The following is a 6,427-nucleotide window of genomic DNA, read 5'->3' on the forward strand; positions in this document are numbered from 1 at the left end:
AGGGGCCCCAAGCGCTGCTCCGCCGTGCAGGCGGGCGAGCTCGTCTGAAAGCAGGCTGTCCCAGCGATCCATCACGGCCTGTTTCGAGAAGCGGCGCTGGTAGGTCGTGAAAGCGCGACGCCGCATGGCTTGAACCTCGCCCGGGTTTGAAGCGAGCTCTGCGAGCCTGTGCGCGAGCTTGTCGAGGTTCAGGCCGCGTGCGTTGAAGCCAACTTGGTGCTCGTCGATCCACTCGCTGATGCTCGAGTCTGCCGGGCCCGAGTACAGCACCGGCCTACCTACGGCCAGCGAGCCGAAAAACTTCGAAGGCACGACGATCCCGGACCACTCGGGCCGCAAGCTCATCAGGTGAAGGTCCGCCGAGGCCAGCCGGGCAACGAGCTGCTCTTCCCTGGCAAAGGGTGCGAGCCTCACGGCATCGTCATCGCGCAGCGCGGCCCGAAGCTCGTCTGCCCGGTTACCACGGCAGGCAAAGCAGAACACGATCCCGGCATCGAGCTTTCGGGCACGCCGCGCCAGCTCGACAAAGGGCTCGAACTCGTGCGCCTTGCCCAGATTGCCCGAGTAGAGCAGGGCGAGCCTGGCGTCCCCGAACAGCGCCCGCCGCACCTGCGCATCAACAGGCGGAAGCTGTCCGGGCTCCGCCAGCGCCCACGGAGTCATGGTAGCCGTGCGGGCGCGATGCCCGTACGTCGCGAGCCGCCTTCGCATGCAGGGGCCGAGATCCACCAGCACGTCGGCGTACCGGTACAGGTGCTTGACCACGGGGCGAATCGCCCGAGCCGCGGCGGCGGCCTTGCCGAAGGGCGCATTCGCTACGATGGCGTCCGGATACAGATCGTAAGCCCAATGGATGACCCGGTTGTGCCTTGACGCCGCCTTGATGATCGGAAAGAGCACTTGAGAGAACTGCGGGTCGCTGCCCACCACATGCAACCCGTTACGCCGCCCCCGAAGCACCCGGCGGCCCCATGCCGCCGTCATCCAACCCAGGTTCAGCAACCGCTGCAGATCCCGCGACTGATCGAACGCCGGCCGGCGCGACCGGTGCACACGCACACCATGCCAGGTCTCGTCCAACTGCTCGATCGCCCGGGCGGGGTAGCGGCAGTAGCGGTTGCTGGTCAGGACTTCGACGTTCCAGTCGCGCCGCGCAAGCTCTTCCGCGAAGTCACCGAAGTGCCGCGCGCTCACCACGTCGTCCGGGTGAAAGAAGTGATAGAGGATCGTTAGGCGACGCCTTGCGCTTAGCACGCCCAGCTACGCTTTGTTGCGTGCGTCTTGCACCTGCTTGGCGATCCAGCGATAGGTGGGCCGGATGCCGTCTTCCAGGCTCATGGAAGGTCGCCATCCAAGCTTGTCTGCAATAAGCCGGTTGTCCGAGTTGCGCCCTCGCACTCCCAAGGGACCGGGCACGTGCTTACGCGTCACGGGCTTGCCCGCTACCTTCATGACGATGTTGGCGAGCTCATCAATGCTGACCATCTCGTCCGAGCCGATATTGACCGGCCCTGTCCAGTCCGAGCGGGTGAGCCGCAGCGTGCCTTCCAGGCACTCGGTAATGTATAGAAAGGAGCGCGTTTGCTTGCCGTCTCCCCAGATCTCGATCTGGCCGTCCGGGTCGGCCTCGGCCACCTTGCGGCACAGGGCCGCTGGCGCCTTCTCGCGCCCACCGGTCCAGGTGCCCTCTTCCCCGAAGACGTTGTGATAGCGGGCGATGCGTACCTCCAAGGCATGGTTGCGGTGGTAGGCCAGATACAGCCGCTCGCTGAAGAGCTTTTCCCAGCCGTATTCGCTGTCCGGGTCCGCGGGGTAGGCGCTGTCCTCGGCGCAATTCGGGTTGTCCGGATCCAGCTGGTTGTGCTCGGGGTACATACAGGCTGACGAGGAGTAGAAGATCCTTTTCACGTTCCGCTTGCGGCAGGTCTCCAGCATGTTGAGGTTGATCGCGGCCGAGTTGTGCAGGATCGCGGCGTCGTTGTCCCCGGTGAACACGAACCCCGCGCCGCCCATGTCCGCAGCGAGCTGGTAGACCTCGTCAAAGCGCCGGTCCACCGCCCGCTCGCACACACCGATGTCACGCAGATCACCCATGATGAAGTCGTCTGCTTCCGTTTCGGAGAATTCGGGATACTTCAAATCGACACCACGGACCCACATCCCCTCGCTCTTGAGCCGGCACACCAGATGCGAGCCGATGAAGCCTCCTGCACCACAAACAAGCGCTGTCTTCATGTCATTCTCTCCATAAACCGGTTGGCCATCACCAGGACGTCCATGCGAGTTCGCTCGTAACACGCGATCGCCTCGTTGGCTGACCTGTCGGTGGTTTGGGTGGCTGACCGCGGCCCGATTCGGACCGGGTCTCTACGGAACGGCAAGACCTGCGCCGCACAGGGGCTGTCAGCCGAATTCAGGTATGTTCGATACGGGCACACGATGGCGGCGGATGCGCCCGCTAGGACGCGGCCGGTCGATCCTCGTCGGTTCGGTGGGTTTCGCGCGTCTCTTCCTCCTGAGCATAGTAGCCCTCGGAGCGATAATAGTAGTAGTACTGGCCGTACCCGTAACCGTACTTGCGGCTCGCAAGGTCGACGTCGTTCATGATGCCGCCCAGCAGATTCGCTGATACGTCCGAGAGCTGCCTCTTGGCGGACAGGAGCGCGTCACGCGTGGTCTTGTTTTCCCGTACCACCACGATGGCACCATCGACCTGGGTCGCGACGATAGCCGCGTCGGTCACCGCCGAAAGTGGAGGGCTATCGAAGATGATCGTGTCGAATTGCTCGCGCGCCAACTCGGCAAAGCGCTGGAACTGCGCTGTGTGTAGAAGCTCCGCAGGGTTCGGTGGTATCGGGCCGCAAGGAATAACCGACAGCCCGGGGATTTCAGTGCGCTGGACGGCGGACTCGAGTTCGGCATGCTCCACCAGGACGGACGTAATTCCCGCGCCTGGCACGAGCTTGAAGACTCTATGGATTCTGGGCTTCCGCAGGTCCGTGTCCACCAGCAAGACGCTCTTGCCGCTCTGGGCGATGGCAATGGCCGTGTTGATCGCAACCGTGGTCTTCCCCTCCCGTGGGCTGGCGCTGGTCACCACGAGGCTCTTGTAGGGCCGGTCGGCCGACATGAACGCGAGGTTGGTCCGTATGGTCCTGCTGCACTCCGCCGCCGCCGAGCGAGGGTGAGTGTGCACGATAAGGTCCTTGTTTTCGACGGGTTCCTCTTGACGCTTGCGGCGACGCTTCCTGCGACCGTAGCGGTAGCCCCCCGGGCTTGCGTTGTCGGTGACCTTGGGGATGATCCCGAGGATAGTGACCCCGAGCGCCTCGGCTGCAGCTGCCGAGCGCAATGTCTTGTCGCTGCGTGCGATGGCCAGCGCCAGCGCGACCGCAATGGCCATGCCAGCCAAGACTCCAATAGCAAGATTGATGGGCAGTCGCGGGCTCACGTGGTGCAGCGGTGGCAGAGCCCGATCTACGATGCGAACATGGGATAGTCGGAGCGCACGAGTCAGATCGGTCTCAGCCGTGCGACTTAGGACAACGCCGTAGAGCTTCTCGTTGTTTTCCATCTTGCGGCTCAGACGGCGATACTCGATCTCGCGCAGGTTCAGGTCCATTCCGGCCCGATGAGCGTCATCAAGCTCCTTCTTTACCCCGCGTTCGACGCTTTGGACCTCCCTCAGCTCCGATTCAGCACTCGATATCAAGCCGTCGATCGCGGAGCGCAACTGGCTGCGAAGAGCGATGATGCGCGCATCAATCGCCTTGATTTCGGGGTGGGCCTCCCCATAACGAGCCGACAGGGCTTCACGCTCCGCCACCCCCTCTCGGTGTTTCTGGTACAGATTCTCGATGGAACGATCCTGCAGCACAACCTTGGCACGGACACTGAAGGGATTGTCGTGATTTGCCTCCTTGAGCGCACTAACGCGGGCTTGAGCCTCGACGCGCCTCGTTTGGGCCTCGGTCAGCCGCTGGCTCAGCCGCTGGATCTTGTTGGATACGATGTTCTGCCGCTCCTCGAGCGACAGCGACAGGACGTTATGGTCCTCCTTGAACTTGTGCAGTGCGAGCTCAGAACCCTCGAGCTGCCCTTTCAGTCCGTCAAGCTGTTGCTTCAGCCAGGATAGCGCTGACGTCGTCGAGCCCAGGCGGTCATCGACGGTCTTGTCGATATAGGCATCGGTCACGGCGTTAGCCAGGAGCGCCGCTCGCTCCGGGTCGCGGTCGCGCACTCGAACATGCACGATGCGTGTATCCTTTTCCTGCTCCACTCCAAGGCGCCGCTGCAGTAGTTTCGCCGCGTCGCTGGGTTCCGCCCCTTCCCACGCGCCCTTCTCCTCCGGCGGGACGTCCATGAAGTCCGGATCGCGGTGCAGAGCGAGCTTGAGCGCGGCGCGTTCCGACACGCTGCGGCTAGCGATGACCAGGTTCTGAGTCTTGTAGAACTCCTTCGTAGACCAGTAGTACGAAACAGGGTTAGATACATCTTCGACCGCTCGGCCCAAGGGGCGTGGCGGTGACGGGTCGTACTCGATCGTACACGAGGCCTGGTAGATCTTGGGTTGCTGCAACGTCCAGAACATCGTGGCGACAGCAGATGCAGCTGCTAGCGCCAGTATCAGCCACTTGTTGGCCCACAGGAACTGGAGCGCGCTCCAGACATCGGAGGCCTCGTCCGTCGAAGTGGCCTGGGGTGTGGCGTGCTGTCTCAGAAGAGGCGTAGCCATGTTGCTAAGCGATGCAGCTCGTTTCGGGTGACACTGCTACCCCACACCCGCGATCGCGACCACCATACTGCCACACAAAGTTAGTGCGCTGCAGCCGATAAACGTGATGACAATCTTGCGCGCTCGGCGCAGGATGAGCCGTGATGTGGGTCCCGCACGCATAGCTCGGAGTAGGCCTTGAGGGCTCGCGGCAAGTCTCCAAGCCTTTCCGCCAGCAGGGCCACCCGGGCGAGATACCCCTGCCTGGGGTCTACTCGATGGGCTTCCTCCAGAGCTCGCAACGCGTTCCCCTCGTTGCCAAGTTCGCTCTCGAGGGCGGCAAGCAGGGAAAGTGTCTCCGAGACCTGGGCCGCGGAGCCACCTGCTAGGCCCTTGAGTTCTTCGATGGCAGTGCGGACCTCGGCGGCGTCACCGAGCCTTGCTGACGCGCGGGCGCGAAGAATCAAGATCTTGCGTCTAGCGGTCCGGTCAGTCGGCAGTGTACGGCTGAGCTCGAGTGCTTGCGCCTCATGTCCCGAGCCAATCAGCACGGAGATCAGAGCGATGCGAACACGCTGGTGCGGATCGGGGGTCGCCGGGGCGCGCCCGAGCAGAGCCACGCTTTCACCATGGTGTCCTCGTCGGGCGAGCCGAGCCGCCTGGCGGGCCCATGGATCGGGCTCCTCGGGGTAGCTGGAAATGAGGTAGGCATCGAGAAGCTCGGCGATTCTCGACTGCAGAGGCAAGCATGACGACATGCGTATCAAGTAGGTGCGGCGGCGCTGCGGTTCAGTGGGGGCGGTCTTCAGCGCTGGTTCGAGAGCCGTTTCTTCTCGGAGATAGCGGCAGGCGGTTTCCCGGGCCGCCTCGGGCCGGATCTGAGCAGCAGCGCGCAGCTCAAGCCACGCTTGCGACCGATGTCCTGCCCGATGCAGCCAACCAGCGGCCAGGAGATGCGGGGAGGGCCAGCCGGGAGCGAGCTCGATCGCACGATTCAGCCAGATGCCAGGTTTCGTCCCTTGGCGCCCAATCCTGTCGGTCGCCGCCAACATTGCGAAGACGGGTTCGCTGGGATAGAGCTGGACCGCGCGCTTGAGGAGACGATCGAACTCCTCGCCGTTTCCCTCTTTCAGCCGAGCTCGCAGTCCGGACTCCAGGTCCCAGCGCAGCGTCTCGTGCTGGTGCGGCAAGAAGAGCGCGGTGCTCAGCAGGCAGCAGCACAACGCGGCGGCTGCGAAGTGGCCAATGTGCAGCTGTCTTCGAGGACCGCGGCTATGGTGTCTCTTCGTGCGAGCCGAGATCGCTCCCAAGACCGCCGCTGCGACTGTGGCCACGCCAAGGAGCTCGAGGCTAAAATCGACCATGTTATGGACGCCGAGGGCGAGAAGGCCCAGTGCGGCTGCCTTGGTGTCCGCGGGGCGGTCATCCAGCAAGGTCCGCCCCAGAGCCACCATGCAGGCAGCCAGCAGCATCAGCGCCACCGGAATACCCCACTCGCCCGTCCACTGCGCCACCAGATTCTCGGGGTAATCGTAGCGATGCGTGGTTCCGAAGGCGCTCGGGAAGGTGGACGCGAAGGCGCCTCGACCCACACCGAAGACGGGGCTCTCGCCCACGAACAACAGTGCCTGCCCCACCAGCCTCAGCTTGTCCAAGCTCGCCTCGAACAACGCGGACGACAAAGTAGCGCCAGCGTAGAGCCCCGAGCCGAGG

General features: G+C 63.7%; 4 protein-coding genes. All 4 read right to left on the reverse strand.

Annotated features, from left to right (window positions below; translation table 11 throughout):
• Positions 1-1,254: glycosyltransferase family 4 protein (locus MJD61_09980; protein ID MCG8555597.1), on the reverse strand; the 1,254-nt coding region annotated here is incomplete at its 3' end.
• A gap of 6 nt (positions 1,255-1,260) precedes the next feature.
• Positions 1,261-2,235, reverse strand: a complete 975-nt coding sequence (locus tag MJD61_09985; GenBank protein MCG8555598.1) for an NAD-dependent epimerase/dehydratase family protein — start codon at positions 2,233-2,235, stop codon at positions 1,261-1,263.
• 223 nt (positions 2,236-2,458) lie between these two features.
• Complete coding sequence (locus MJD61_09990) at positions 2,459-4,735, reverse strand: polysaccharide biosynthesis tyrosine autokinase (GenBank protein ID MCG8555599.1); 2,277 nt, start codon at positions 4,733-4,735, stop codon at positions 2,459-2,461.
• An 80-nt stretch (positions 4,736-4,815) separates the two neighbouring features.
• Positions 4,816-6,427 (reverse strand): hypothetical protein (locus MJD61_09995; protein MCG8555600.1); only part of this gene is annotated, 1,612 nt, incomplete at its 5' end.

It is taken from the genome of Pseudomonadota bacterium, assembly GCA_022361155.1.
Taxonomy (GTDB): Bacteria; Myxococcota_A; Polyangia; order Polyangiales; family JAKSBK01; genus JAKSBK01.

What these genes read in the sequence shown, in the direction of transcription:
- MJD61_09985 (MCG8555598.1), bottom strand. Translation starts at nt 2,235, where the DNA reads ATGAAGACAGCGCTTGTTTGTGGTGCAGGAGGCTTCATCGGCTCGCAT.
- MJD61_09990 (MCG8555599.1), bottom strand. Translation starts at nt 4,735, where the DNA reads ATGGCTACGCCTCTTCTGAGACAGCACGCCACACCCCAGGCCACTTCG.